Origin of the sequence: Nocardiopsis codii (assembly GCF_036327455.1) — a bacterium.
Taxonomy (GTDB): domain Bacteria; phylum Actinomycetota; class Actinomycetes; order Streptosporangiales; family Streptosporangiaceae; genus Nocardiopsis; species Nocardiopsis codii.
On record NZ_JAUZMY010000018.1, the window covers coordinates 110,950 to 136,109 of the forward strand.

At 69.9% G+C, this 25,160-nt stretch carries 25 protein-coding genes; 6 read left to right on the forward strand and 19 right to left on the reverse strand.

Annotated elements, in window-relative coordinates:
• Positions 1-51 precede the first annotated feature (51 nt).
• On the reverse strand, positions 52-1,758 hold the full coding sequence (locus Q8791_RS18700; RefSeq protein ID WP_330093026.1) for an NAD-dependent malic enzyme: 1,707 nt from the start codon (positions 1,756-1,758) through the stop codon (positions 52-54).
• Positions 1,759-1,961: 203 nt separating this feature from the next.
• Positions 1,962-2,855, reverse strand: coding sequence for a helix-turn-helix transcriptional regulator (locus tag Q8791_RS18705; RefSeq protein WP_407942024.1), 894 nt, complete (start codon positions 2,853-2,855; stop codon positions 1,962-1,964).
• A 160-nt stretch (positions 2,856-3,015) separates the two neighbouring features.
• Between Q8791_RS18705 and Q8791_RS18710 the strand changes: the two genes are divergently transcribed.
• Both Q8791_RS18710 and Q8791_RS18715 read left to right on the forward strand, forming a co-directional pair.
• Positions 3,016-3,900, forward strand: a complete 885-nt coding sequence (locus Q8791_RS18710) for an aldo/keto reductase (protein ID WP_330093027.1) — start codon at positions 3,016-3,018, stop codon at positions 3,898-3,900.
• Between the two features lie 9 nt (positions 3,901-3,909).
• Positions 3,910-4,899: an aldo/keto reductase gene (locus Q8791_RS18715; RefSeq protein WP_330093028.1), complete on the forward strand. Its 990-nt coding sequence runs from the start codon at positions 3,910-3,912 to the stop codon at positions 4,897-4,899.
• 269 nt (positions 4,900-5,168) lie between these two features.
• Here the strand turns inward: Q8791_RS18715 and Q8791_RS18720 are convergent, their stop codons facing one another.
• Positions 5,169-5,315, reverse strand: coding sequence for a hypothetical protein (locus Q8791_RS18720; RefSeq protein ID WP_330093029.1), 147 nt, complete (start codon positions 5,313-5,315; stop codon positions 5,169-5,171).
• Positions 5,316-5,711: 396 nt separating this feature from the next.
• Positions 5,712-7,976, reverse strand: coding sequence for a glycoside hydrolase family 3 C-terminal domain-containing protein (locus Q8791_RS18725; protein ID WP_330093030.1), 2,265 nt, complete (start codon positions 7,974-7,976; stop codon positions 5,712-5,714).
• A gap of 213 nt (positions 7,977-8,189) precedes the next feature.
• On the opposite strand from Q8791_RS18725, the gene Q8791_RS18730 reads away from it, so the two are divergent.
• Complete coding sequence (locus Q8791_RS18730; protein WP_330093031.1) at positions 8,190-8,831, forward strand: TetR/AcrR family transcriptional regulator; 642 nt, start codon at positions 8,190-8,192, stop codon at positions 8,829-8,831.
• 89 nt (positions 8,832-8,920) lie between these two features.
• Here Q8791_RS18730 and Q8791_RS18735 read toward each other — a convergent pair whose 3' ends face one another.
• From Q8791_RS18735 to Q8791_RS18750, 4 genes are all read right to left on the reverse strand, one after another.
• On the reverse strand, positions 8,921-9,667 hold the full coding sequence (locus Q8791_RS18735) for a hypothetical protein (RefSeq protein ID WP_330093032.1): 747 nt from the start codon (positions 9,665-9,667) through the stop codon (positions 8,921-8,923).
• Positions 9,668-9,703: 36 nt separating this feature from the next.
• Positions 9,704-9,997 (reverse strand): RHS repeat-associated core domain-containing protein, encoded by a 294-nt coding sequence (locus Q8791_RS18740; RefSeq protein WP_330093033.1) that lies wholly within the window; start codon positions 9,995-9,997, stop codon positions 9,704-9,706.
• Positions 9,998-10,545: 548 nt separating this feature from the next.
• Complete coding sequence (locus Q8791_RS18745; protein ID WP_330093034.1) at positions 10,546-11,550, reverse strand: SMP-30/gluconolactonase/LRE family protein; 1,005 nt, start codon at positions 11,548-11,550, stop codon at positions 10,546-10,548.
• 93 nt (positions 11,551-11,643) lie between these two features.
• Complete coding sequence (locus tag Q8791_RS18750; RefSeq protein ID WP_330093035.1) at positions 11,644-13,461, reverse strand: flavin-containing monooxygenase; 1,818 nt, start codon at positions 13,459-13,461, stop codon at positions 11,644-11,646.
• A gap of 224 nt (positions 13,462-13,685) precedes the next feature.
• On the opposite strand from Q8791_RS18750, the gene Q8791_RS18755 reads away from it, so the two are divergent.
• On the forward strand, positions 13,686-14,162 hold the full coding sequence (locus tag Q8791_RS18755) for a MarR family transcriptional regulator (protein WP_330093036.1): 477 nt from the start codon (positions 13,686-13,688) through the stop codon (positions 14,160-14,162).
• A 66-nt stretch (positions 14,163-14,228) separates the two neighbouring features.
• On the opposite strand, the gene Q8791_RS18760 is transcribed toward Q8791_RS18755, so the two are convergent.
• From Q8791_RS18760 to Q8791_RS18800, 9 genes are all read right to left on the reverse strand, one after another.
• The gene (locus Q8791_RS18760) at positions 14,229-15,335 is read right to left on the reverse strand and encodes a methyltransferase domain-containing protein (RefSeq protein WP_330093037.1); all 1,107 of its coding nucleotides are present in this window, start codon (positions 15,333-15,335) and stop codon (positions 14,229-14,231) included.
• A gap of 184 nt (positions 15,336-15,519) precedes the next feature.
• Positions 15,520-16,200 carry a DJ-1/PfpI family protein gene (locus Q8791_RS18765; protein WP_330093038.1) on the reverse strand — a complete coding sequence of 227 codons (681 nt, stop codon included), beginning with the start codon at positions 16,198-16,200 and terminating at the stop codon, positions 15,520-15,522.
• Between the two features lie 174 nt (positions 16,201-16,374).
• Positions 16,375-17,505, reverse strand: coding sequence for a methyltransferase domain-containing protein (locus tag Q8791_RS18770; protein WP_330093039.1), 1,131 nt, complete (start codon positions 17,503-17,505; stop codon positions 16,375-16,377).
• 322 nt (positions 17,506-17,827) lie between these two features.
• Entirely contained in the window at positions 17,828-18,460 is a 633-nt protein-coding gene (locus tag Q8791_RS18775; RefSeq protein ID WP_330093040.1) for a GyrI-like domain-containing protein, read from the reverse strand.
• Entirely contained in the window at positions 18,444-18,977 is a 534-nt protein-coding gene (locus Q8791_RS18780; RefSeq protein ID WP_330093041.1) for a PadR family transcriptional regulator, read from the reverse strand. Before Q8791_RS18780 ends, Q8791_RS18775 begins: the two co-directional genes overlap by 17 nt.
• 99 nt (positions 18,978-19,076) lie before the next feature.
• A complete protein-coding gene (locus Q8791_RS18785; protein WP_330093042.1) occupies positions 19,077-19,274 on the reverse strand; it encodes a hypothetical protein in 198 nt (65 codons plus the stop codon).
• Between the two features lie 298 nt (positions 19,275-19,572).
• Positions 19,573-20,202: a dihydrofolate reductase family protein gene (locus tag Q8791_RS18790; RefSeq protein WP_330093043.1), complete on the reverse strand. Its 630-nt coding sequence runs from the start codon at positions 20,200-20,202 to the stop codon at positions 19,573-19,575.
• 150 nt (positions 20,203-20,352) lie between these two features.
• Positions 20,353-20,742, reverse strand: a complete 390-nt coding sequence (locus tag Q8791_RS18795) for a VOC family protein (RefSeq protein ID WP_330093044.1) — start codon at positions 20,740-20,742, stop codon at positions 20,353-20,355.
• Entirely contained in the window at positions 20,739-21,074 is a 336-nt protein-coding gene (locus tag Q8791_RS18800; RefSeq protein ID WP_330093045.1) for an ArsR/SmtB family transcription factor, read from the reverse strand. The genes Q8791_RS18795 and Q8791_RS18800 overlap by 4 nt, the downstream gene beginning before the upstream one ends.
• Before the next feature lie 523 nt (positions 21,075-21,597).
• Between Q8791_RS18800 and Q8791_RS18805 the strand changes: the two genes are divergently transcribed.
• Complete coding sequence (locus Q8791_RS18805; RefSeq protein WP_330093046.1) at positions 21,598-22,242, forward strand: hypothetical protein; 645 nt, start codon at positions 21,598-21,600, stop codon at positions 22,240-22,242.
• Positions 22,243-22,613: 371 nt separating this feature from the next.
• On the opposite strand, the gene Q8791_RS18810 is transcribed toward Q8791_RS18805, so the two are convergent.
• Together Q8791_RS18810 and Q8791_RS18815 are read right to left on the reverse strand one after the other, a co-directional pair.
• The gene (locus tag Q8791_RS18810) at positions 22,614-22,790 is read right to left on the reverse strand and encodes a DUF397 domain-containing protein (RefSeq protein WP_330093047.1); all 177 of its coding nucleotides are present in this window, start codon (positions 22,788-22,790) and stop codon (positions 22,614-22,616) included.
• On the reverse strand, positions 22,783-23,205 hold the full coding sequence (locus tag Q8791_RS18815) for a Scr1 family TA system antitoxin-like transcriptional regulator (RefSeq protein ID WP_330093074.1): 423 nt from the start codon (positions 23,203-23,205) through the stop codon (positions 22,783-22,785). The genes Q8791_RS18810 and Q8791_RS18815 overlap by 8 nt, the downstream gene beginning before the upstream one ends.
• Before the next feature lie 450 nt (positions 23,206-23,655).
• Here Q8791_RS18815 and Q8791_RS18820 point away from each other — a divergent pair, with 450 nt between their 5' ends.
• Positions 23,656-25,152 carry a GMC family oxidoreductase gene (locus tag Q8791_RS18820; RefSeq protein ID WP_330093048.1) on the forward strand — a complete coding sequence of 499 codons (1,497 nt, stop codon included), beginning with the start codon at positions 23,656-23,658 and terminating at the stop codon, positions 25,150-25,152.
• Positions 25,153-25,160 lie beyond the last annotated feature (8 nt).

The following is a 25,160-nucleotide window of genomic DNA, read 5'->3' on the forward strand; positions in this document are numbered from 1 at the left end:
ACGGCCGGGGCGCCGGACCCACCTCCCGCCCCGGACGGGCCCGGCGGCGCCTCACAGGGCGTGCAGCGGACGGTACACCGGTTGCCACATGGCGTCCTGCACCTGCTGCACCGGATCGGTGACCGCGACGCGGGCGAGACCGTCCTGCTCGGCCCTGCGGACCACGGCCACGGCGACGCGGGCGGAGACCTCCCTCAGGTCCTCCACCTGCGGCAGGAGGGAGGCGCCGGGCGCGGAGGTGTCGACCATGGCGGCGACGGCCTCGGCGGCGGCGCGGATGAGCGCGTCGGTGATGGTGCGGGTGCGGGAGACGATCGCTCCGAGGCCGATGCCCGGGAAGATCAGGGCGTTGTTCGCCTGGGCGACGGAGTACTCGACGCCGCGTACCGACACCGGCTCCGCCGGGACGCCGACCGCCACCAGCGCCCTCCCCCGGGTCCAGCGCAGCAGGTCCTCCGGCGAGGCCTCCATGCGCTCGGTCGGGTTCGAGATCGGGAAGACGGCCGGCCGGTCGGTGTGCCGGGCCATCGTCGTGACGACGTCCTCGGTGAAGGCCCCGTGCACGGTTGACGTGCCGAGCAGCAGCGTCGGCCGCACCCGCGACACCACCTCGTGCAGGCCGATGGCGCCGTCCTCGCGCGCCCAGTCCTCCACCTCGGACGCGGGCCGGGCGTAGGGGACCTGGAAGTCGCGCAACCCGTCCATGTCGTCGGTCAGCAGGCCCTGCCGGTCCACGGGCCACACCCGGCCGGTCGCCTCCTGCCCGGTCAGGCCGTCGCGCACCATCGCGTCACGCAACTGGTCGGCGATACCGAGCCCGGCCGTCCCCGCGCCGAAGACCACGATCCGCTGGTCGCGCAGGGGTGTGCCGGAGACCCGAACCGCCCCGAGCATCGCGGCGAGCACGATCGCCCCCGTGCCCTGGACGTCGTCGTTGAAGGTGGGCACCGAGTCCCGGTAGCGGTCCAGGATGCGGCGGGCGTTGGCGGGACCGAAGTCCTCCCAGTGCAGGACGGCCTCGGGGAACAGCCGGGTCGCCGCGGTGACGTAGGCGTCGACGAACGCGTCGTAGCGCTCTCCGCGTACGCGCGCGTGACGGTTGCCGACGTACCGGGGGCCGGTGAGCAGCGCCTCGTTGTCGGTACCGACGTCGAGGGCCACCGGGATCGTCCGCGCCGGGTCGATCCCGGCCGCCGCCGTGTACACGGCGAGCTTGCCCGCGGCGATCCCCGCACCCCCGCCCGCACCCCAGTCGCCGATCCCCAGGATCTCCTCGGCGTCGGAGGCGACCAGAAGGTCGACGTCGCCCGCGCCGAGACCGAGGTTGGCCAGGGCGCGCTCGACGCCGTCGGGGTCGTCCACCGACAGGTAGACGCCGCGGGGGCGCCGGTACTGGGTGCTGTAGGTCTCGATGGCCCGTGCGACCGTCGGATCGTAGACGACGGGCAGCATCTCCTGGAGGTGGTCGCCCAGGAGCCGGTAGTAGAGCACCTCGTCACGATCGCGGACGGCCTCCAGGAAGATGTTCCTGGCGAGGTCCGAGGGCTGGTCGCGGTACTGACCGTAGGCGCGTCGCGCCCTCTGGTCGAGGGACTCGACCGCGGCGGGCAGAAGGCCCTCCAGCCCCAGGGCGCGGCGCTCGTCGGCGGTGAACGCGGTCCCCTTGTTGAGCACGGGGTCGCGCAGCACCTCCAGCCCGCGTGCGCGTGTGCCGTTCTCGGCGCCGCCGGCGTCCGGGGAGTGCGTCGTGTCGCTCATGGTCCGCCCTCGGTGTTCGGGAGTCCTCCTCCCGACGCTGCCCGCCCCCGGTTCCACCGAAGCCCAACAGCACTGCAAGGCCCTCCAACGGTGTGCCCCGGGGCGCACCGGGCCGCCCATTTTCACGCCGCCCGGAACGGTCCCCGCCGGTGCGGGGCGGACACGGGACTCGGCCGGACGGCGGCCCGGGCGGAAGATCCGGTTCAGCGGTTGACCGGGGGCTCCTCGGTGGGCAGCCGTTCCTGGCCGGCGGCCCAGGACGCCAGCAGTTTGAGGCCGTCGGCCGCCGGGGACCCGGCGGGGGCGGTGTAGACGTTCAGGTGCAGGCCGGGCTCGGAGGGGAGCTCCATCGCCTCGAAGTCGAGGTCGAGCCGGCCGACGACCGGGTGGCACAGCCGCTTGCGCCCGGAGCGGTGGAAACGCACGTCCTGGGAGGCCCACCGCTTGCGGAACAGTTCGCTCTGCGTCGAGAGCTCGCCGACCAGCGCGATGAGCGACCGGTTGTGCGGATCCCGGCCCGCCTCGAGGCGCAGCATCGCGGCCGCGTCGTTGGCGATCCGGTCGTAGTCGACGAAGAACTCCCTGGCCGCCTCGGGATGGAGGTAGACGAACCGGGTGGTGTTCGCCGGGCGCCGCGGGTCGGCGAGCACCGGAGCGTAGAGGGCACGGGCGAGCTGGTTCATCGCCAGCACGTCGTGGCGGCCGTTGCGGATCCAGGCCGGGGCGTCGGTGATCGCGTCGAGGACCTGTTGCAGGACGGGGCGGACGGTCGTCGGGGTGCTCCGCCCGCGGCGGCTGCTCCGCGCACCCGACTCCCGGGCCAGGGCGAACAGGTGGTCGCGCTCGGCCTCGTCCAGCTTCAGCGCCGAGGCCAGGGCGTCGAGCACGCCCTCGGACGCGCCGGCGAGGCTGCCTCGTTCCATGCGCACGTAGTAGTCCACCGAGACGCCCGCGAGCATCGCCACCTCCTCGCGGCGCAGCCCCTTGACGCGGCGGTTGCCGCCGTAGGCCGGGAGGCCCGCCTGGTCCGGAGTGATGCGCGCACGCCGCGAACTCAGGAACTCGCGGATCTCGCTGCGCAGGTCCATCGTTCCCATGCCTCCACGGTAGGCGTCCCGCGAGCACGGTGGGAGGTACTGCCGGTACCCCGACCGGCGCCACGCTCCGTGACGCCGGGACCGCCTCCGTGGGGGGCACTGCCAGTACCAGGCCCGTCAGGTACTCCCCCGCGAGCCCTTCGTGACTTAGCGTGAGCATATGAGCATTCCGAACGTCACCCTGAACAACGGTGTGCAGATGCCGGTCCTCGGGTTCGGCGTCTACCAGACCCCGGCCGAGCAGACGGTCTCCGCTGTCGAGGCCGCGCTGTCCACCGGGTACCGGCACATCGACACCGCCGCCGCCTACGGGAACGAGCGCGAGGTCGGCGAGGCGGTCCGCCGCTCCGGCCTGGCCCGCGACGAGGTCTTCCTGGAGACCAAGGTCTGGATCACGGACTACGGGTACGACGAGACCCTGCACGCCTTCGACAAGTCCGCCGGAAAGCTCGGCGTCGAGCGGATCGACCTGCTGATCCTGCACCAGGCGCTGCCCGGCGAGTTCGAGCTGACCGTCCAGGCGTACAAGGCGCTGGAGGAGCTCCTCGGCGACGGCAGGGTGCGCGCGATCGGCGTCTCCAACTTCATGCCCGGCCACCTCGACCGCCTGTTCTCCCGGACCGGGGTCGTACCGGCGGTCAACCAGATCGAGGTCCACCCGTACTTCCGGCAGCCCGAGGTACTGGAGTACGACACTGCGAACGGCATCCTCAACCAGGCCTGGTCGCCGATCGGGGGCATCACGTTCTACCGCGACGGTTCGGAGGGCTCCACGCTGGAGGACCCGGTGATCCGCGGGATCGCGGCCGAGCACGGCAGGACGCCCGCACAGGTGATGCTGCGCTGGCACCTCCAGCGGGGCCGCCAGGTGATCCCGAAGTCCGTGACGCCGTCCCGGATCGCGGAGAACTTCGACGTGTTCGACTTCGACCTCACCGACGAGCAGCTCGCGGCGATCGACACACTGGACACCGGCGTCCGCGGCGGCCCGGAACCCGGCGACATCACCCGCGAGAACTTCGCCCTCGACATCCCCGAAGCCTGAGGAGACACCATGCACACGCGCACACTCGGACAGGGACTCGAGGTCTCCGCCGTCGGACTCGGCTGCATGGGCATGTCGCAGAGCTACGGCCCCAACCCGGGAAACCGCGACGAGATGATCGACGTGATCCGGTACGCCGTGGAGGAGGAGGGCGTCACCTTCTTCGACACCGCCGAGGTCTACGGGCCCTACGTCAACGAGGAACTCGTCGGCGAGGCGCTGGCCCCCCTGCGCGACGAGGTCGTGATCGCCACCAAGTTCGGCTGGAACATCCAGGACGGCAGGATGGCCGGGACCGACTCACGCCCCGAACAGATCAGACGGGTCGCGGACGCGTCGCTGCAGCGGCTCGGCACCGACGTGATCGACCTCTTCTACCAGCACCGGGTCGACCCCGACGTGCCGATCGAGGAGGTCGCGGGAGCGGTCCGCGAGCTGGTCGAGGCCGGGAAGGTCCGCCACTTCGGACTGTCCGAGGCGGGCGCCGGGACGATCCGGCGCGCCCACGCGGTCCATCCCGTCACGGCGGTGCAGAGCGAGTACTCGCTGTGGACCCGCGACCCCGAGCCGGAGGTGCTGCCGACCTGCGGTGAGCTCGGCATCGGGTTCGTCCCGTTCAGCCCGCTCGGCAAGGGCTTCCTGACCGGCACCGTGGGCTCCTCGACCGAGTTCTCGCCGGGTGACATCCGCTCCACCATCCCGCGGTTCGACGCCGACAACATCGACGCCAACGAGGCGCTGGTGGGACACATCCGCGCCCTCGCCGAGGCGAAGGGGGCCACGTCCGGCCAGGTCTCGCTCGCCTGGCTGCTCGCCCAGCAGCCGTGGATCGTGCCGATCCCCGGCACGCGCCGCCGGGGACGTGTCGAGGAGAACGCCGGCGCCACCCGGGTGGCGCTCTCCGCCGACGAGGTCGCGGACCTGGACGCGCTCGCCGCGCGGGTGGGCGTCCGGGGAGACCGGTACAACGCCGCCGGGATGTCGATGGTCGGCCTCTGACGAGCCCGCCCGCCGCGTCCGTTCGCGGGACGGAGGGCCACGCGGACCGAGCGTGGTCCTCCGTCCCGCTCCTCGACGGCCGTTCCCCGGATCCGGCCTCCGGCGGACCGGGCGGTCGGCACGTGGCCGGGTCCGGACACGGAGTCCCCTCGCGCGCCGTCACCGTCCTCCTGTAGCGTCGCCACGGTCACCCATCGGATGAGCGGAAAGGTACGGGCGACGATCGAGGCACTGGTTCTGAGCGTTCTGGCCCCGTCTTTCCGGGGCCGTTACAGCTGGCGGAGCCTGCCCGGAAAGCCGCCCTCCAGCTCAGTCCCGCCACACTTCTCCAGCTCCTCCTGGTCGTCGCCGCGGGCCTGTTCGCCTGCAAGGTCGCCGCGGGGGCCGCAGACCTCGTCCTGCGCATCCTGAACCACGGGGCCGCCCGACGGTGGCCGGGGCTGGCACCCTCCGGGCCCCACCGTGGCCCGGCCGGAATCGAGCATCCGCCCCAAGGACCGCCGAGCAGCCGGAACGAGTTCCACGGCGACAGCTGGGGCACCGTCGTCCAGGCGGGATACATCGACCGGCTCCACATCCACTCCCCCGGGGCCGGTGACGGCGGGGCAGCGCGCGGGGACGAAGACCGCTGAGCAGGCCGGAACCGGCACGGAGCCAGGCGCCCCGGACCGATCGCGAGGGGCGCTCCCGACACGCGGCGGCCCCTCTGCCGCCGCGGACACCGACCCCGCGACCATCGTTTCGTGGACGCCTCGGGGCTCGCGCGGGAAAGTCGGAGCGGGGGCCGCCGTCCCGGGACGGCGGCCCCGCCCTCACCCCTCCTGGTTGATGCGGGCGATGAGGGCTTCGAGTTCCTCCCGTCCCACCGACCCGAAGGCCGTGAGGCGTCCCAGCGGGATCGAGGCCATCATGCGCGCCATGTCCATTCCCAGGGCGGACGAGTCGCCCATCGCCGCCGAAGGGGCGAGGACCTCGGCGAGCACGGACGCCGCCTTCGGGTCGGCCAGCACCTCGCCCAGCGTCGAGTCGAGCGTGACAGGAAGCCGCAGCTCGTCACCCTCGACGGCCACCACCGCCTCCGCCCTCAGGTCGCGGCTCGAAGCGCCCGCCGAGACCGTGTACTCGCCGCCCTCGACCACCCAGCCGTCGACGCGGACGTCCCAGTACGCCAGGTCCTCGCGCGACAGCAGGACGGAGACCCGCTCGCTCGCGCCGGGGTCCAGGGTCACGCCGGTGAAGCCCTTCAGCTCCCGGGGAGCCCTCGACACGGCCGAGTCGGGCTTGGAGACGTAGAACTGGACGACCTCGCGCCCGGCCCGGTCACCCGTGTTGGTCACGGTCAGACTCGCGGTGACACCGGTGGCGGCCTGCTCCAGCCGCAGGTCGGAGTAGGCGAAGGTCGTGTAGGACAGCCCGTGCCCGAAGGGGAAGGCCACGTCCGTCTCGCGGGCGTCGTACCAGCGGTAGCCCACGTACAGGCCCTCGCCGTAGAGCACCGCGGAGTTCTCCCCGGGGAAGTTCAGGTACGCGGGGGTGTCCTGCAACCGGACCGGCACCGTCTCGGCCAGTCGGCCGGACGGGTTGACCCGGCCGAACAGCACGTCGGCAATCGCACCGCCGCCCGCCTGGCCGAGCAGGGCCCCGTCGAGGATCGCGGGCGCGAGCTCGGCGACGGGGGCCAGGCGCAGCACGCCGCCGTGGGAGAGCACGACGACCGTGCGGGGCTGCGCCCGCGCGACGGCCGCGAGCAGGTCGAGCTGTTCGGAGGGAAGCTCGATGTGCTCCCGGTCGAAGCCCTCCGACTCCTGGTGCTCGGCAAGGCCGAGGAAGACCACGGCGGCGTCCGCGCTCTCGGCGTCCCGCACCGCCTGCTCGCGCAGGCCCGCACCGTCCCCCTCCTCGGTGTACCCGTGGGAGAAGGTGACCGTGCCGGACCCGGCCAGGGCGCGGATCTCCTCCAGGGGCACGTCCAGGCGCGTGGGTGCGACGTGGGAGCTGCCGCCGCCCTGGTAGCGGGGGTCCTGGGCGAAGCCGCCGATGACGGCGACGGAGCCGCCCGGGTTCAGCGGCAGGAGCCCGCCCTCGTTCCTGAGCAGGACGACGCACCGCGCCGCCACCTCGCGGGCGAGGGCGTGGTGGGCCTCGACGTCCTCCGCTCCGACCGCGAGCGTCCCCGTGTCCCGTGCGGCGCCGCCCCGGCCGGCCCCGGCAGCCTTCGCGGCCAGCGCGGCCACACGGGAGGCGGCCGTGCGGACGTCCTCCGGGGAGCAGTCGCCGCTCTCCACGGCGGCGAGGAGCCGGGCGTCGCTCGCGCCGCCGTCGCCGGGCATCTCCAGGTCCAGCCCCGCCGGGACCGAGGCGGAGCGGTCCCGCACCGCACCCCAGTCGCTGACGACCACGCCGTCGAACCCCCACTCCTCGCGCAGGACGGTGGTGAGCAGCCAGTGGTCCTCGGAGGCGTAGACGCCGTTGATGCGGTTGTACGAGCACATCACGGTCCACGGGGCGGACGTGCGCACCACCCTCTGGAAGGCGCGCAGGTAGATCTCGCGCAGCGTGCGCGGGTCGACGTCGGAGCTGGAGCGCATCCGGTCGTGCTCGGCGTTGTTGGCCGCGAAGTGCTTGAGCGAGGCGCCCACCCCGGTGCTCTGGAGCCCCGTCACCCAGGCGCCGCCGAGCACACCGGTGAGGAACGGGTCCTCGGAGTAGTACTCGAAGTTGCGCCCGCCTCGCGGGTCGCGCTTGATGTTGATCCCCGGCCCCAGGAGCACGTCGACGCCCAGTGCCCCGGCCTCCGTCCCGAGGGCGGCGCCCACCCGTCCGACCAGGTCGGGGTCCCAGCTCTGGGCGAGGCCGACGGCCGGAGGGAAGCAGGTGGCGGGCAGGCTCTCGGCGAGGCCGAGGTGGTCGGTGGCCCCGGCCTGGCGGCGCACCCCGTGCGGCCCGTCGGTGAGCACCAGTGAGGGGACCTCCCCCACCGCCTTGGTGGTCCAGAAGTCGGCGCCGCCGCTCAGCGAGGCCTGCTCCGCGAGGGTGAGCCCGCTCAGGTCGGGGACGGATCCGGGGTGTGCGGTCAAGGCGCGAGCTCCTTCGCGTCGGTGGTGGGCTCCCACGCGGCACGGCACCGGGGCGACGCGCCGGATGACGCGGGACGATCCCTCAAACCTGAGTCAACATGGGTTTTCATGAGGGGATCGCAGCATACAGGCCAAGGGAAAGCCGTCACAAGAGCGATGCTCCAAGGAAAGTTGAGTAGACCTTGGTTTTGCCGAAAGCCTAGAGTGATCACCATGAGCACCACCTCCACCGGGTCGCGCGGCCCCTACGCCCGTTCGGCCGAGCGCCGCAGGAGCATCGCCCGCGCGGTGCTCGACACCGTGCGCGAGAAGGGCCACGACAGGGTCACCACGGCCGAGACCGCCCGGCGGGCCGGGACCAGCGAGGCCACCGCGCTGTACCACTTCCCCACCAAGGAGCACCTCCTCGTCGCAGCTCTGGAGCTGTCCGACGAGGAGTCCGCACTGCGGCCCTTCACCACCGACCCCGGCATGGGACTGGACGAGCTGCGCGCGTTCGTCGACACGACGACGGAACGGGCGCACATCATGCGCCTGCACACCGCACTCCTGGGCCGCGCCACCTCCCCCGACCACCCGGCCCAGGAGTTCCTCGCCCGCCACAACCGGGACGCCGTCGCGCACGTCGCCCGGGTGGTGCGCCACCGCCAGCGGGTCGGCACGGCCCACCCCGGGTTCGACGCGGTCGAGGTCGCCCGCCAGTTCCTCGCGACCTGGGACGGGCTCCAGGCCCAGTGGCTCCTCGACCCGTCCTTCGACTTCGGCGACCACCTCGTCCAGGCGTTCCGCCGCCTCACCGGACAGAACTGGATGGAGGGCCGGGCCGTGCTCCTGGATCCCGCCATCGGCGTGTGACCCCGGAGCGGCCGATGCCGCCTTTATTTTTAGAAGAGTAATTATATTGACATATTATCCTTGTCACCCACTGGACGTCGCCTAAAAATTCAACAAGTCGGACCATGAAGAGTCAAATGGCTTCCCGGATTGAGCAGACTTTCCCGCCATCCGAGACCTTCACCCTTTCTCACGGTAAATCTCAGAAGATCTCCGCCACTCCCATGAAAATATTCAACAGGACCGGAGAACCCGGAGAACTCAAGAAATATCGGATGCCTTCCTGGCGTTATGTAGAAGGTTGACACACCCCCAGGAAGCAAGCTACCAACTTGATCGTGACCCACATAGACATCGCATGGAGCGGACACAACCCTCCCAGACTCCTCCGGCCTATCGATAGTGACTTTCGCCCAATCCGATGGGGATCCATTTCCATCCCCAAGAAGAATCCATTTGGTGCTTGAATCCGAAACCCCTACCCCCTTCTTGCTGTTTAGAAAATAAAGAAATGAAAATATAATTAGCAAAAAGAAGGGGACGAACACCAGAAGGATCGTCCTAAGGCCAAACGAATCCTCCGAGAGGATCACCCCAGCTGCAAAAATGCCGAAGGCAAGGATCCAGACTGACACCACAGCCACGCGGATCGCCCACACACCAGGGCGCGCATATCGCGCAAGGGAAAACCGAACCCTCCCACCGGTCGATAGCAACACACAGCCAAAGAGTGTCATCAGCACCAAGATGCCCGCCTCAAACGAAGCGGGAAGCCGATCAGATGCTGAACCGGAAATCAGAAATAATACAAAGGAAACCATCAATGCAGCTACTGCAGAAAGAAGGGAGCGCGCCATGGATAATCTCATTAAGATAGAATATGAACAAGGCCCTCAACCCAAGACAGCCACCCCATCCGGGTCGGTAGAGGATACCGGGTTGTTGTTGGAGTAGGAATACCCGCGCCTCTGCTGGAATTCCACCAGGTCCACGACCGGGTCCGGCGAGATGAACGACCCCAGCCCAGCGTCATAGGACCGGGCGCCCAGACGTGTCAGACCCGCCTGGTCGTCCACGACCCCGCCGACGAACCCACGCGAGTTGGGCCAGGCGCCGTTGGCGATGCCTCGTTCTCCGCCGAAGGCGGTGAACCTGCGCCGCACCCCCTCCCCGGTGAGGGAATCCACTGCGAGCTGTCCGGTCTGGTGGTGGTCGAAGAAGATCCAGTGGACTCCTCCGTTGTTGGATCGGTTCGCGATGACCTCGTCGGCGTGTTCGTAGAACCTGGTCGACTGGAAGGCTAACTCTTCCTTCTCGAAGGTGAGTTCCGTTCCGGGAAGAAAGGGGGTTACCTTGTCTGCCGCGAGACCATGTTCCCGGCCTCGCCAAAGGGCGTAAGTGGCTGCACCACTTCAGGGATACCTGAAGTCACGGTTCCCATTCCCGTCCCGATTCGAAAGACCCGCAGTCTGCCCCCACCACTGCCAGGTCTTTCCTGATCGTCGGGTCAGTTGCGAGAATCTCACGCAGATCCGTCGAACGTCGTGTGCTCTCCAGTACCGAGCTCGAACAATGCGGGGCAGCAGCTCCTGTGTCCACCTCGAATTGTCGCCGTGGCCAACAGGACGGCAGGAGGCCCCTGCCGTGCGACGTCGGTGAGTTCACGGACTCGTCCGGTCGGCACGACAGGGGCCTGAAAGGCAGACACCGGCCCGGGCTGATGCCCCGAGGCGGATCAGCCGCCGTTGGACTGCCGGATCCCCTCCCCCAGGGCGTCGAACGCGTACACGAACCCGCCGTCGTCCCCGCTGACAGTCATGAACGCGTCGGTCGTCCCCGGAGCGATGGCGACGTTCGTCGCCGACTCCAACCCCTCGGCGGCGTCGTCGGGGACGCTGACCGTCGTGAGGTGCTCCCCCGTCGAGCTGTACACGAAGATGCTCGGTTGGCCGTGGACGGCCTGGTAGAGGTTCCCCTCGGCGTCGACCGCGATGGAGTCGATCCGGCTGGTGCCGCCGTCGAAGTGGATCGCGGCGTGGGAGTTCTCCACCTCGGTCCCGTCCTCGCTGAGCGCGTAGTGGTCGACGCGGTTCGCGGCGTACTGGCCCACCCAGAGGCCCGCGAAGTCCTCGGTGAACGAGATACCGTTCGGTGCCGGCAGCTCGTCCGCCAGGACGGTCGCCTCGGCCGTCTCCCGGTCGATCCTGACGACCCGGCCGCCGGCCTCCCAGGCGGGGTCGGAGAAGCCGGTGGAGTCGCTGATGTACATGTTCCCCGCCTCGTCGAACGCGAGGTCGTCCGGTTGCATCGGCGCACCGTCGACGTCCCCCGAGAAGAACGTGGTGTGGTCGTCCCCCTCCAGGGTGATGCTGTCGATCCTGCCGCCGACGAAGTCCGTCAGGTACAGCCGGTCGTCGAAGGGGCTGAACTGCGCGGACGTGTAGGCGCTGTCCTCGTTCGTGAAGACCGGTGTCACCTCCTGCGACTCGGTGTCCACCCTCAGCACCTTGGGCTCCCCCGCGGGGGCGGTGACGTCGACGACGAGGAGGCCGCCGTCCGGAGCGAAGGTCGGCCCTTCGAGCAGGGTCATCCCCGTCTCCTCGTGGACGGAGGTCACCTGGACCAGCAGCTCGGCCGTCCGGTCCGTCTCCTGGTCCACGCCGGGGTCGGCGGCGGCGTTCGAGCAACCCGCCACAGCACCCACCGCGACGAGCAGGGCGAGTGTGCGGGCGGTCACCATCCGTGGCGACCTGGGGCAATGCGGTTCCATACGGTTTTCCCTTTCGAGCGGGGGCGGGACACCGGTCGGCTCCCGTGATCGCGGACGGTCGGGCTACGGCTTCGAGCCGAGGACGTCGTGCAGGCGACTGCCGCGCCACTCCTCCAGCACCCGGTGGAAGGCCACGGGGCCGGGGCTGTACGAGAACCCGCCGTGGACGCCGGCGCCTTCGCGGTTGTAGTAGCCGGGCGTGCACTCCTGCCGGAACGCGGAGTTGTCGTGCGCCGTCTCCTGGACGGTCCGACCCCACGCGTCGGCTGACTCCTGCGAGGGCTCGATCACGGGGACTCCGCTCTTGCGGGCTTCCCCGATGACGGCGGCGATGTGCTCGGCCTGCTCCGTCAGGATGTGCGCGAAGTTCACGGAGTTGGCGTTCTGCAGCGAACCGAGGTGGAAGAGGTTCGGGAACCCGTTGCTGTAGAAGCCGTGCAGCGTGCTGGGCCCACGGCTCCAGGACTCGAGCAGCTGCCGCCCGCCGCGTCCGCGGACCGGCATCGTGCCGGACATGACGCCGGACACCCCGACGTCGAACCCGGTGGCGAAGACGACGCAGTCGACGGGGTACTCGGTGTCGCCGACGACGATCGAGTCCTCCGTCATGCGCGTGATGCCGCCGTGGTCGGCGGTGTCGACGAGGGTGACGTTCGGCCGGTTGAACGTCTGGAGGTAGTGGTCGCTGAAGCAGGGCCGTTTGCACATGTAGCGGTACCACGGTTTGAGCAGCTCCGCCGTCTCCGGGGAGTCGACGACCTCGTCCACGCGCGCCCGGATCTGGTTCATCTTCTGCGCGTCGACGATTTCGTCGACCCGTTCGCGCTCCTCCGGGGAGACGCTCGTGTCCAGCGCGCCGGAGATCATCTTGCGCTGGAGCTGCGCCGTCGACGTCCAGCCGTCCCGGGTCAGGTCGGTCTCGACCTCCTCTCCGGAGACGATCGCGAGGAAGTTCTCCATGCGCTCGCGCTGCCAGCCGGGTGCGAGGGAGTCCGCCCAGGCAGGGTCGGTGGGCCGGTTGTCCCGGACGTCCACCGAGGACGGTGTCCGCTGGAACACGTACAGCTGCTGCGCGTCGCGCCCCAGGTGCGGGATGACCTGGACGCCGGTCGCCCCGGTGCCGATGACCGCGACCCTCTTGTCCGCGAGGCCGTCGAGTCCGCCGTCCGCGGTGCCGCCGGTGTAGCCGTAGTCCCACCGGCTGGTGTGGAAGGTGTGGCCGCGGAACTCGGTGATCCCGGGGATGCCCGGAAGCTTCGGCTGGGTCAGCGTGCCGGACGAGGTGATGACGAACCGGGCGCGCATCCGGTCGCCGCGGTCGGTCTCGACCACCCACTCGTCCGCTTCGTCGTCCCACTCCAGAGCGGTGACGCGTGTGTGGAAGAGGGCGTCGCGGTACAGGTCGAAGGTCTCGGCGATCGCCACGGCGTGCTGCCGGATCTCCTCGCCGGGGGCGTAGCGCCACTTGGGCACGTAGCCGACCTCCTCCAGGAGGGGCATGTAGGAGTACGACTCGATGTCGCAGTGGATGCCCGGGTAGCGGTTCCAGTACCAGGTCCCGCCGAAGTCGCCTGCCTCGTCCGTCATGCGGATCGACTCGACGCCCGCCTGCCGGAGCCGCGCCCCGGTGGCGAGGCCTCCGAACCCCCCGCCGATCACGAGCACCTCGACGGTGTCCGTGAGGGCGTCGCGTTCGACCCGCGGTGTGTACGGGTCCTTGGCGTAGTAGCCGAACTCGCCGGTGGTCGAGCGGTACTGGGTGGCGCCGTCGGGGCGGATGCGGCGGTCGCGTTCTCGCGCGTACCTGGCCCGCAGAGCGTCGAGGTCGATCTCCTCGACCTGGTCGCCGATGTTCGAGGTCGCGCCGGAGGCTGTGGTCATGTGCCGTCCTCACTTGGTTGCCGACGTGTCGCGGCGGGTCGGCGGGCGCGGAGTCGGGTCGCCGCGGAAGGCGGCTGAACCGCCGCCGGGGCACCGCGCGAGATCAGGGCGTCCGTCACCCACTGCGACTGCGGTGTCTATGAACCGTGCGCAAAAAAGGTTAGCATCGTCCTAAGTAATTGGTGCGGGGGGTGGGCCTACGCGAAGCGCTCTATCATGGCGACATGCGGCACGAGGTGACTGAACAGGGCGAACACGAACGCGAACGCATCGTGCACGAAATCCAGACCCTGAACGGAGCTATGGAGGACGCGGTACTCAACGTCCTCCTCCAGCAACTGCTCTCGATGGATCTCACCATCCAGCAGCTCAGGGTCCTGATTATCCTGGTCACCACGGAGGAGGGGGCGACGGGGCGGAGCCTGTCCACCTCGTTCGGCGTCTCCATGGCGTCGATGTCCGGCATGCTCGACCGGCTCGTGGCCCAGGGCGTCGCCACGCGTTCACCGGACCCTCACGACCAGCGGGTCCGCCGTATCCGCGTGACGCCTCTCGGCGCATCGGTCGTACAACGCCTGATGGTGGCCCGACCGTTCCGCGACGACATCCTCATGAGCCTGCGCATGGAGGACCTGCGCGCGCTCGAACAGGGGTTCCGGGCCGTGAGCGAACAGATCGCCCTCATGGGCGAGCGGGAGTGATCCCCCTCGCCGTCCGGTGGGAAGCGGGCGGCCCCGAACGAAGGCACCCCCTGGCGGACGGCCCCGTCAGGGTGTGACGGTGTGGTTCCAGTGCCGGCCGGCCTTCGCGCACGCCACACGGTAGGAGCCCCGGCCCGGGTCCACGTCCAGGGTGAAGGCGTCCAGCGCCGGCAGTCCGGCTTCCCGGAGCTGCCGGTAGGCGTCGGCCAGGTCGTCGCCCAGCGCGCGGTCGCCGCCCCCGGTGACGGTGCCGTCCGGCCACACGTACGCCCACGACGATCCGGCGCCCGTCCACACGATCCGGCCGTGGCCTCCTCGGAAGGGGCGGACCCCGACGCCCACCCGCACCCCGGGCAGCATCAGCGTGAGCTGGGTCATCATCCCCGAGTCGACCAGCTCGACCGAGCCGACCGGGAAGTCGGGAGCCGGGGAAGGCGGTTGCCCCAGCCCTGGAAAGGCCAGGTCGCCCGGGCGCTGTCCACGGTCGCGCATGAACGCGGCCTCGCGGACGAACAGGCCCGAGGCTCGCCCGCCGTCCGCGGCCAGGGAGACGATCGGTGTGCTGTGCGCGGCGGGGTGAGGACTCCAGGGGAGCACGAGCGTTCCACCTTCGGCGGCTGCGAGCCAACCCCCGGGTATCCGGGTCGCCGCGCAGGTGGCGATGACCGCGTCGTAGACCTCACCGGCCGGCGGTTCAGCTGCCGTGCGGACGGTGACGCCGGTTCCGGCGAGCCGTTCCCGTGCCAGGGCCGCCACCCCCGGGTCGATCTCGATGCTGGTGACCGCGCCTTTCTCGCCCACCAGGGAGGCGAGGATCGCTGCGTTCCAACCGGTGCCGGTGCCGATCTCCAGCACCCGCGTCCCCTCGTCGACCCCGGCCGCGGCGATCATGTCCGCCATGACCTGAGGGGCCGATGATGACGACGAGGGTTCGTTGCGCGGCCCTGGGCCGCCGTCGTTGGCCTGGGTGGTGACCGCGTCGGTGCCGTAGACCAGCCGTGTCCACCGGTCGGGGTCGGTGGTCCGGTACAGCGGCAGACCGGTCGCGTCGGGCCAGACCATGTCGGGAATGAAGCGGTGCCGGGGGTGCGCGGCGAAGGCCGCGCGGATCGCGTCGCGGGTGTCGAGGCGCTCCACCAGGGCGGAGTGGAGCGCGGCGAGGTCTGCTGTCACTTCTCCCCCGTTCCGTTGCAGCCGGTGCACGTGACGACCTCCTTGTGCGACCGGCCTGCCGCCGCTGTCACCGCCGGCGGCGCGGGCGATCCGGCAACGCAGGACCACACGGCGAGCCCATTGTCCCGGACCACGGCTCAGCAGGTGAGCCGTAGCCGTACTTCGGGCCCGCCGTTCACACGGCTCAGCCGGTGAGGCGTGCCAGCAGGTCGGGGTGGTCGGCCAGCGCCGTGCGCACGACCTCCCGCATGATCGGCTGGTACGAGGGCAGGTCCGCGGCCTCCCAGTCGATGGGCCCCAGCGGCGGCTCGGGGTCGTACTCGATCACCAGCTGCGCGGCGCGGGCCGCGTCCTCCCCTGCGAACCTGCGGGCCAGGTGCAGGGCCATGTCGATGCCCGCCGACACACCCGCGGCGGTCACGACGTCTCCGTCGTCCACCCAGCGCTCCGTGGACGGAACGGCCCCGAACCGCGGCAACAGGTCGCGGAACCCCCAGTGGGTGGTGGCGGGACGCCCTTCCAGCAGCCCCGCCGCGCCCAGGATCAGCGAACCCGTGCACACCGACGCCATGACCTCGGCGGTCGCCGAAACGGCGCGCAGCCAGTCGAGGAGTTCCTCGTCGGCGCAGGCGGCGAGAGTACCGATCGTGCCGCCGGGCACCACGACGCAGTAGGGGTCGGTCAGGTCGGCGAAGGTCGTCGTGGCGGCCAGCCGCAGGGCGGCGTCGGAGTCGATTGGTTCGAGGTCGCGTGCCACGACGACGGTCTCGAACTCGGGTCCGAGGGCGGCGGTCACGGTCAGGGGCCCCACCAGATCCAGGGCGGTGAGGCCGGGATAGAGGACGTAGGCGATGGTCTTGGTCATGCGGCCAGTCTCCGGTCCGCGGCAGTACGAGGACAAGGGCATGGGAACGGCACGTCCGCAATCGTGGGGTGCAGGTCGGTGCGGCCCGGCCTCCCCTCGCGCGGAGGGCCGACCGGAAGCCTGCTCCGGCTCTCCGCACGCTGATCCCTTCGGACCGGGCGGACGCGAGGAGCTCTACGGTGGCGGGGCGACCCGGTTGTCGGGTTCGTCGAGCCAGACCTGGTGGCCGATAGCGGTCACGGTGAGGCCGAACCTGTCCCGGTCCGGTCGTCCCCACCTCGCCCACGTGAGGTAGGCGGCCTCCACCTCGTCCCACAGATCACGCGGACCCCGCTGCTCCACACCCGCCCTCTCGGACCCGGGATCGTAGGCGACCCGGGCCTGCGACGAGCCGTCCCACATCCGCACCCGGAAAGTGCCCTCCGCCCCGGCGGCGCCGTGTGCCCGGACGAAGGGCACCATCCCACTGATGGTGATGTGGGCGCCCGGCGCGGCCCGCATCACCCGGCGGGGGTCGAGCAGTGTCGCTCCCCCGCGCCAGCCGTCGCCCTCGAAGTCGGGGCTCACCGGTCGTCGGGCCCGCAACAGCACGCGGGTACTGCCGCCCGCGAACCGGCCGACCGCGCGGCCGTCACCGACGGCGGTGAACTTCACCTGGTGGCCGTGGCTGAACCCGGGCACCCACGGCACCACGATGGTCCCGCCCGGCCGGGTCTGCTCCACCCATGGCATCGGGACCTCCCGCACCCCGCAGGTGACGTGGATCCCGTCGTAGAGGGTTCCCGTCTCCCACCCGAGTGCCACGTCACCCCTGATGAGGGTCGGGAGGAAGCCGGCCCGCCCCAGGTTCGCCGAGGCCTGCTCGGCGAGCTGGTCGTCCACCTCGACCGACGCCACCGCGTCGGAGCCGAGCACGCTCGACAGCAGCGCGGCCGTCCACCCGGAACCGGTGCCGATCTCCAGGACGCGGTCGCCCGGGTAGGGGTCGAGCAGTTCGAGGGACGCCGCCACCGTGCCGGGCGCCGACGCGGAACTGGAGCCCGGCACGGTGGCGGTGACGAGGTCGCCCTCACCGTCGTCCTGCCGGGTGACGACGGCGGTGTCGGTGTAGACGGCCTCACGCCAGCGCGCGGGCCCGGTCCGCCTGTCGATGGGGTAGGGCGGGGCGCCGTCGGTGGGCACCGCCCACGCCACGGGCGGGACGAACTGCTCACGCGGAACGGCCAGGAACGCGTCGCGCCACCGTGGTTCGGTCAGATGCCCCGACCGCACCAGCGCGGCGACCAGATCAGCGGGTTCGGCCATTGCTCCGGCCTCTCGCGGGTACCGCCGCCCGGGGCGGGGCGTCCGGGGACTGGGGCGACGATTCGTACGGCTGACTGGGCTCGGGGGCACCTTGGTGCTCGGCCTTCATGGCACCGTCCTGCCACTCGGAGAGACGAGACAGGCTGACGGTAACGCACCGTGCGCGGACTGTCAGAAGGAACGGCCGGGTGGGGTCAGTCGGAGTGCTCCTGGCATTCCAGGTTCTCCGGCGCGCACGGCACGGTCCCGGCGTATATGTCCTGGTCACCTTCGGAGGTCCCGGGAGTCACCGCCCCGCCTTCCTGCGCATCGGACAGGGGGGCTACCCGTCCGAGGCCGCGGCGGCGACCGGTTGCCGGAGGATGGTGCGCAGCTTCTCCGGCGCGACCTTGCGGAAGTCGCTGAGGTAGATCTCGTGGTGCCTGCCGACCATGCGCAGCCCGCTGTCCGGGATGAACCCGTGGTGCATCCGCGCGAGCACGTCCGCCTCGTGGTCGAAGGGGCCGACGTGCAGCGTCTGCACGCAACGGCCCTCGGACAGCGTCTCCAGCCGGACGTCTCGCAGACGGACGGGCCTGTTCTTCGCCGCGGCCCGCTCGACGGCGGTGGCGAACATGTCCTGGCCGATCCAGTCCGGGGTCATGATCATCAGCGTCCAGTCCCACCGCGACTTGTCACGCGTCGCCGTGAAGGCGTCCATGTCCTCGGCCCACCACAGGCCCTCCAGCGGCATGACGACGTAGTCGCGCCCGAGGTCCTGCTTGCTGGCGAACTTCAGCTTGTAGGCGACGGGGTAGAGGGCTTCGACCGCTTCGGCGAAGGCGGGCGAGGTGTTCGGATCCCCGTGGCCGTCGACCATGAGGTACTGCAGATCCGGTATCTCCGCGATCCGGAACCTGTCCCGTTTCGCCTGGTAGGCATCGAGGGTCTTCTTGAAGTCAGCCTTGTTCGTCATCGGGCACCTGGACTCGACCGGCGAGCCACGACCTTTCCGCCTCCAGGAGGCTCAGTGAGAACGAGAACACCTCCCGCGCCGCCGGCGCGAAGGGGGCCTGTGCCCGCTCGGCCTCCCGGACCGAGGCGATGCGCTCCTCCACCCGGGCCAGCCTGGTGCGCAGCGCCTCGGTGTACTCGTGCTCGGGGAGGAGCGGCAGGTTGGCGATTCCCACCAGCAGCGGGTGCGGCACCGGCCGCAACTCCCGGAGGAGGTCGAGCGCTCCGCGTTCGGCGGCCTGCCTGCCGGTGGCGGTGGGGTGGAAGACGCGGCGGGACTTCGCCGCAGCGGGGGCCTCCGGGACGTGGGCCAGGCCCCGCTTCTCCAACTTGGTGAGCAGGTAGTAGATCGAGGAGAACCCGATGTCCGTCCACTGGCGGATGCCGCGCTGCTCGATGACCTGTTCCAGGTCGTAGCCGTGCCGGGGGCGTTCGACGATCAGGCCCAGGACGGTGAGTTCGGCGGGTGTCAGCTCCACGCGGCTATTCTAGTACTAGAATATCCAGCCGTGAAGACCTGCTCCGGTGAGGGCCGCCGGTCGGGGTACCGGCCTCCTGACCGGAAGAGGCTCCTCGCCTCACGTTCGCCAGGCCCCCAGGCACCGCACCATGAACCGGCAGGGGACGGCCTGCCCCTTGGTCTGGTCGACGGTGCCGGCCAGGTGCAGGTCGAGTTCCGGGCAGTGGAAGAGCCAGGTCCCGGTCGCCCCCGAGTGGCCGACGAGCGTGACAGGCCGATCTCCCGGCGCGGCGAGCCGACCGACCCGGAAGAACACGGTGCCCAGTCCGTACCGGAGGACGGGGATGTTGCCCAGCCGGTTTCGCCGCTCGGTGAGCAGGTCCGGCGAGTGGACGTCCTCGAAGAGCTCGCCGCCTGGTCGTCCGGGCCCGGTGGAGAGCGAGGCGGAGGGCTAGGTCGTGTTCTTTGCCTCCTTCCGGGCTCGTGTCCGCCGGGCTTCCTCTCGCTGCGCCTCTGCGCTCGTGAAGCACCTCCAGGCTGAACGTCGCACATCGTCTTGCGAGAGATCGCCCGGACGGCCGCTCTCCGACCCGGAAGCGTCCTGAAAACACTCCCTAGTGCTGTGACCGCGTGGGTTCGCCGTGTTCGTGGTCGGCGCGGTCGGACGTGCGGTGATACGTGTTGATCAGGACGCCGGACGGTGTCGACCGTACTGCGGTCAGGGTCAGGCGGCGCGGGGTGCTGCCGTCGGCGAAGAGCCGCTTGCCGCTGCCCAGGATGAGCGGGAAAACCAGCAGGCGGTACTCGTCGACGAGGTCGTGCTCGATCAGCGTCCGCAGTAGATCGCCGCTGCCCAGTACCACGGTCTCCCCCTGCGTCGCGGCCTTGACCCGGCTGACCTCCGACGCCAGGTCGGCGCCGAGGAGAACGGAGTTGGCCCACCGAAGGTCCTCGAGGGTGCGGGAGGCGACGTACTTGGGCATCGCGTTCATCGCCGCCACAGCGGGGTCGTCCATGTCGCCGTACGGCCAGGTGTCGGCGAAGATCTCGTACGTCCTGCGGCCGAGGAGCAGCGCGCCTGCTCCGGCCGTGGACTCGCTCATGACCCGCTCCACGACGTCGTCGACGTAGGGCAGCACCCAGCCTCCCTCGTCGAACCCGCCGTCCCGGTCCTCGTCCGCGGAGAGGACCGACTGCATGACACCGTCCAGCGACACGAAGTTGACCACGACCAGCGGCCCCATGGAGCCTCTCCCATCAGTTCGTCCGCCTACGTCGTGATCGACCAGGCATCGGGAGGAAAATCATCGGCGTTCGGGAAAGAGAAGCATCGACCGCCCGCCGGCCGCTTCGGTCGCCGACCGGCGGCCCGGCGAACCCAGGCGGTCACGGCGCTAGCCCGCCTGGTGGGCGATCTGGATGAGGTTGCCGCAGGTGTCGTCGAGGACGGCCGTGGTCACCGGTCCCATGTCGACGGGCTCCTGGGTGAAGCGCACACCGAGTCCGCGCATCCGCTCGTACTCGGCCTTGACGTCGTCGACCGCGAACGAGGTGAACGGGATGCCGTCGGCGACCAGGGCGTCCTTGAACGGCTTCACCGCCGGGTGTCCGCTGGGTTCGAGCACCAGCTCGGTGCCGTCGGGGTCCTGCGGGGACACCACGGTCAGCCACCGGGCCTCACCCATCGGGATGTCGTGCTTCTTCACGAAGCCCAACACCTCGGTGTAGAACCGCAGCGCCTTCTCCTGGTCGTCGACGAGCACACTCGCCAGGTTGATCCTCATGTCGGTCCCCTTGTCTCGTCCGTGACGGCGCCGCTGTCGGGGCCGCCTCCGGTTGCGTCGTCGGAATTGCCGAGCCACCGCTCGACGATCGGTTCGAGCGGCCCGGTGTTGATGTAGTGGAACTTGTACCGGCCCTCGCGTCTGGTCTCGACCAGGTCGGCGGCCTCGAGAACGTCGAGGTGCTGTGAGATCGCCTGCCGCGAGGAGCTGAGCCGGTGCCTGGTCGTGAGACGGGCACAGAGCTCGAAGAGCGTCTGCCCGTTCCGGTCGGTCAGCTCGTCGAGGATGGTGCGCCGCGTGGGGTCGGCCAGTGCCTTGAAGACGTCTCCCATGCTCAAGCATGTTAGGCAAGCAATTACTTGCATGTCAAGATCGGACATCCCAGCCGAAACCCGCGCGGCCTCGACCACGGCTCACGTTCGCACGATCCGTCTCCGTCACAACCCGCGAAACGCCGCTCCCGGCACCAGGCGCACAACATGTCCGAGGGCCTCGCCCGCAGGACAACCACACGGAGCACCCGACGGGCCTGATGACGGCGGCCGCACCGGTCGCACCTGCTTGGTTCCGGGTCGAAGATCGGTTGACCACCGGTTGAGTCACCCCTTGGGTCCCGCGGGACTCGCCCACGGCCGCGGCCCGCACAACCCCGGATGTCCACCGAACCACCGCCGAACAGCCTCCGCTCTCCGCCCGATCCGGACGGAAGACCCTGCGAACACCCGGAGGAGGCCGACGGGACGGTCCCGTCCCGCACCAGGGTGCACAGACTTCGCCCGGACTCGCGGATTCGCCTGACGAGCGGCGGACCGTCCTGTTAGCGTCCTGATCCGACCCAAGGAAGGAGAGGGAGCCGTGGCCTACCCACTGGACGTGCATCGGTGGACCGTCGTGGAATCCTCCGTCAACGGTCAGACCTGGAACGACTACATCCACCGCGCCTACGGGCGCTACTCCGACGACGACCTGAAGCGCGACCTGAACACCGCCCTGGAAGCGGACGGCGTCAGCAGCCCCCAGGAGCTGAGCGAGCACATCATCGCCTCCAGGGGCGGAGTCCTGCCCACCGGCACGACCCTTCGGCTCGTGCACCGTCAGCCGACCTGCCCGCCCGTGGACTGTCTCCCCGGGTGCCCCAAGATGGAGCCGAGCAGTCTCATCCACTGGCTGGGGCACAACACCGTGGGCACCAACCTGGGGCACAGCCTCCAACGCGTCGGCCTGGTGTTCATCGACCACATCAGGCGTGCGCGGGCCGACGGGCGCGTGCACGACCTGCGCAACGTCGGCGACCGGGCCATCGGCCTCCTCGACCAACGCCTCAGGGAGTACCAGGGCCCGTTCGTCAGTACCGCGGACCACATCGACGACCTGCTGGACCAGGTGGGCCGGGAAGCAGACGAGAGCGTCGAGGACGTACGCCCCCAGGTCCGGGAGGCTTTGGAGGCTCTGCGGTCGGGCACCCGACTGCTGCGTGCCGCTGCCCGGGGAACTGCCTGAGCCCGGTCATCGCCACGGCCCGGGCGACCGGAGCCACGCCCGGGGTCCTCCCTCGCAACGCTGCCCCACCTGTGTGCCGTCCTCAGAGCGCCCAGCCGAACGCCGAAGCGTGTGGGGCGCCGAGGAACCCCCGGCGACAACGCGGCCCCGACCACCACCTCGGATACGGCTTCGGGCACGGTCCGGCACGGTGATCACCATCGTCGCGCGGTCCTGGGCCGTTCCCGCTGCTCGGCGAGGTGGCCGGGACCGGTGGACGGTGCTCCGACAGGAGGGGGATCGCGGTGAGGAGTCCTGACCCGGCGCAGCCCCTCGGGTGCGGACATGAGAGCGGCCCCGCCCTGTGGGCGGGGCCGCTCTGCGCTGACCCGCTACGGGGCGCGTACCGCCGCCAGCAGCGCCATCCACTCGGTGGCCGGGGCGGAGAGCTCGCCCGACTCCCGGTTCTGGGTGTCGCGGAGACCGGTGAACAACCCCTCGGCAACCTCCACGCAATGGCCCTGCTGACCGCTGTAGCTGGACGTGTGCCACACTCCGTCGTCAGTCATCGAGATGCCCTCTTCTCGCTTCTATGGAACGTACGGTCTCCTCATGTGGGAGTGCCTGCGACCGCAACGCACCGAACTTCCTCAGGGAGTTTGCCACGGTCTGAGCGTCGACAATCACGTGCCCCGCACCCGGAACTTCAGCGTAGACCAGGCTCTCCGCCTCACTCATTTCGAGGATGACGAACGAGCCGTCCATCGCCGAGTGCGCTCCCCGCGCAGACGGCACGCACTGGATCTGAACGAACGGATGCCTGGCCAGGTTCAACAGGTGGTCGAGTTGTTCCTTCATCACGCCCCCCGCTGAACCCACCGCCCCGGGGCCGGTCACCTTCCCCGGACCGACCCCGGGCCCAGCGACGTGGAACGGCCTCCCCTGCGATCGTGCGCCGACCCGCCTCGCATCGCTCAACAGCATCACGCTGTTCATCTCACCGAAGACCGGCGTTCAGTCCAAATACCGAGACTTTTAGCAACGGCCGCTTTTTTCGAGGAAGCACCAGGTCAGTAATTATTACCGAGCCCTCGCAACATCATGACCCTCCGAAATCACTTCAATACCCTCAGCAACTCATAGCAGTTCAGGTGCGTCGGATTTTCACACACAAGAGTCACTTGTCACGCGCGACACCTTTGAAGTACGGGGAGTTATTTGACGCAGTATGACCACAATGTCGCATTGGACTGACAGTCAGGGCATCAGCTAGAAATGTCATCAGCCATGAGCGAAAAAAACAACCAGCGGCATTTCACAGGGAAAGTCCAGGGAGTCCGACATCGCTTCTTCGGCCCGGGCGTGATGTGCCGGGGAGGCTGACTCGGCGTGGGGCCGATGACACCACCAGCCCTGCCGGGAGGCACCGAGCCAGTGAAGCGATTCGTCCAGCTCAGCCAGATCTCACGGAAGACCGACTACGACTACTGCGTCATCGGTGGAGGGCCCGCAGGCCTCATGGCCGCGTACGAGCTCTCCAGGCACGGCGAGACACTACTGCTGGAAGCGGGGGTCGCCTCGTCCGAACGCCCCTACACGGACCTGCGCGCCGAGACGACCGACAGCGTACTCCTGAGCGACCACGGCACCCATCCGGCGAACCCCTGGACCCTGCGCGGTCCCGGCGGCGGCATGGAGCGGTACGCGGGGATCCTCATCCGCTACCGGCTCCAGGACTTCGACAGGTCCTCGGTCTTCGCGCACGCCTCGGCCGATCCGCGCTGGCCGATCGAGTACGAGGACCTGCGGCCGTACTACGACGAGGTCGAGCAGCGGTTCGGGGTCGCACGCGCCTCCGGGCTCGACCCCACCGAGCCGCCCTCGTGCGCGCCGTTCCTGCCCCCGCATCGGACCAGCGCACGGGCCGCACTGATCAACGAGGCCTTCGACGAGCTCGGAGTCGGGCACTTCCCCACCCCTCTCGGCGTCAACTCCCGACCCTTCGCACGGCGCCCCGCCTGCACACACTGCGGACACTGCAACGAGACGCGCTGCCAGACAGGTGCGAAGGCATCACTGCTCCCGCTCGTGCTCGGCTCCGGCTCGAACCGCCGGCTACGGCTGGCGCACGCGGTCACCGCCGAGGCCCTTCGTGTCGACTCCACGGGCCGGGCCAGCTCGGTCGAGTGCCTGGACACGGTCGAGGGCCGACCCGCGACCGTCAGAGCGCGGCACTTCGTCATCGCGGCCGGTGCGCTCAACAGCTGCGCACTGCTCCTGCGCTCCACCAGCCGGCTCCATCCGCGAGGCCTGGCCAACGGGAACGACCAGGTGGGGCGGGGCATCCAGTTCAAGCTCACCGGCTACGCCGAGGTGCGCGCCCCGGCCCGGGCATTGCACGGTGAGAGCCCGACCCTGTTCAGCACCACGGCGACCACCGACTTCTACCACCAGCTGCCCGAAGGCGGATGCGGCGGCTTCGTCTACGACGCGTCAGCCCCCGGTCGGCCCGACACGCTCCGGCTGCACTTCGTCATATCGGAGGCGCCGATGTCGGAGAACTTCGTGGCGCCGGGCCCGACCGCCTCCACGAGACCGAACGTCGTGATCAGACATTCGACCCACAAGGTCGACCGACTCCGGCTGCGGTCCCTCCGGTCCATCGCGGTCGGCACGCTCTCACGCATCGACCGCCGCGTCCGCGTCCACGAGGAGTTCAACGCCACGGGCATGGCGCACCTAGCGGGCGGGTGTCGTGCCGGCACGGATCCCAGGACCTCGGTGGTCGACCCCGAGGGACGACTGCACCAGTGCGACAACGTCCATGTCGCCGACTCCGCCTATTTCCCGTACGCGGCCTCCGCCAACCCGACGATGACCTTGATCGCCAACGCACTGCGCATCAGCAGGCAGCTCGCGCAGCAATCCTAGGGGAACCC

Bases quoted from the DNA above. Each gene is read 5' to 3' on its own strand.
- Q8791_RS18700 (WP_330093026.1), bottom strand. From the start codon at position 1,758: ATGAGCGACACGACGCACTCCCCGGACGCCGGCGGCGCCGAGAACGGC.
- Q8791_RS18705 (WP_407942024.1), bottom strand. From the start codon at position 2,855: ATGGGAACGATGGACCTGCGCAGCGAGATCCGCGAGTTCCTGAGTTCG.
- Q8791_RS18710 (WP_330093027.1), top strand. From the start codon at position 3,016: ATGAGCATTCCGAACGTCACCCTGAACAACGGTGTGCAGATGCCGGTC.
- Q8791_RS18715 (WP_330093028.1), top strand. From the start codon at position 3,910: ATGCACACGCGCACACTCGGACAGGGACTCGAGGTCTCCGCCGTCGGA.
- Q8791_RS18730 (WP_330093031.1), top strand. From the start codon at position 8,190: ATGAGCACCACCTCCACCGGGTCGCGCGGCCCCTACGCCCGTTCGGCC.
- Q8791_RS18735 (WP_330093032.1), bottom strand. From the start codon at position 9,667: ATGGCGCGCTCCCTTCTTTCTGCAGTAGCTGCATTGATGGTTTCCTTT.
- Q8791_RS18745 (WP_330093034.1), bottom strand. From the start codon at position 11,550: ATGGTGACCGCCCGCACACTCGCCCTGCTCGTCGCGGTGGGTGCTGTG.
- Q8791_RS18750 (WP_330093035.1), bottom strand. From the start codon at position 13,461: ATGACCACAGCCTCCGGCGCGACCTCGAACATCGGCGACCAGGTCGAG.
- Q8791_RS18755 (WP_330093036.1), top strand. From the start codon at position 13,686: ATGCGGCACGAGGTGACTGAACAGGGCGAACACGAACGCGAACGCATC.
- Q8791_RS18765 (WP_330093038.1), bottom strand. From the start codon at position 16,200: ATGACCAAGACCATCGCCTACGTCCTCTATCCCGGCCTCACCGCCCTG.
- Q8791_RS18770 (WP_330093039.1), bottom strand. From the start codon at position 17,505: ATGGCCGAACCCGCTGATCTGGTCGCCGCGCTGGTGCGGTCGGGGCAT.
- Q8791_RS18775 (WP_330093040.1), bottom strand. From the start codon at position 18,460: ATGACGAACAAGGCTGACTTCAAGAAGACCCTCGATGCCTACCAGGCG.
- Q8791_RS18790 (WP_330093043.1), bottom strand. From the start codon at position 20,202: ATGGGGCCGCTGGTCGTGGTCAACTTCGTGTCGCTGGACGGTGTCATG.
- Q8791_RS18795 (WP_330093044.1), bottom strand. From the start codon at position 20,742: ATGAGGATCAACCTGGCGAGTGTGCTCGTCGACGACCAGGAGAAGGCG.
- Q8791_RS18800 (WP_330093045.1), bottom strand. From the start codon at position 21,074: ATGGGAGACGTCTTCAAGGCACTGGCCGACCCCACGCGGCGCACCATC.
- Q8791_RS18810 (WP_330093047.1), bottom strand. From the start codon at position 22,790: ATGACTGACGACGGAGTGTGGCACACGTCCAGCTACAGCGGTCAGCAG.
- Q8791_RS18815 (WP_330093074.1), bottom strand. From the start codon at position 23,205: ATGCTGTTGAGCGATGCGAGGCGGGTCGGCGCACGATCGCAGGGGAGG.